Here is a 551-nt window from a genome sequence, read left to right on the forward strand (position 1 = left end):
CACGGGCGAACCGGAACTTCCTGGTACGCGCGACGGAAGCCGTCGCCATGGCGGGCATCCGGCAGTTCGTCGATCTGGGCACCGGTATCCTCACGTCGCCGAACGTGCACGAGGTGGCGCAGCAGATCGAGCCGGGCGCGCACGTGGCCTATGTCGATAACGATCCGATCGTGCTGTCCCACGCCCGTGCGCTGCTGGCCGGAACCCGGCCTGGTGTGATCGCGATGGATGGTGACCTGCGTGCCCCCGAGCAGATCTTTGACCGCCCTGCCCTGTGCGCTCACATCGACTTCGCTCACCCGGTGGCGATCCTCCTGGTGGCCACGCTGCACCTGCTGACCGACGAGGACGGCCCGGAACTCCTGGTGAAGACCATCCGCGAACTGATGGCGCCGGGCAGTTTTCTGGTCTTGTCGCATCTGTGGGATGACCTGGACGGCGTCGCGCGGGCAGGGGCCTATGAGTACGCGCGGCGGAAGGCCAGTGGCCGGGTCGTGCCGCGGTCGAAGGAACAGATCGCCGCATTCTTCGACGGCTTCGAGCTGATTGAG

Annotated in this window: 1 protein-coding gene; it reads left to right on the forward strand. The window is 66.6% G+C overall.

The window, feature by feature from the left end; all coding sequences use genetic code 11:
• The coding region (locus ABD844_RS52455) for an SAM-dependent methyltransferase (RefSeq protein ID WP_344897691.1) at positions 1–551 on the forward strand (551 nt) is incomplete at both ends.

It is taken from the genome of Nonomuraea antimicrobica, from assembly GCF_039536965.1.
GTDB lineage: Bacteria > Actinomycetota > Actinomycetes > Streptosporangiales > Streptosporangiaceae > Nonomuraea > Nonomuraea antimicrobica.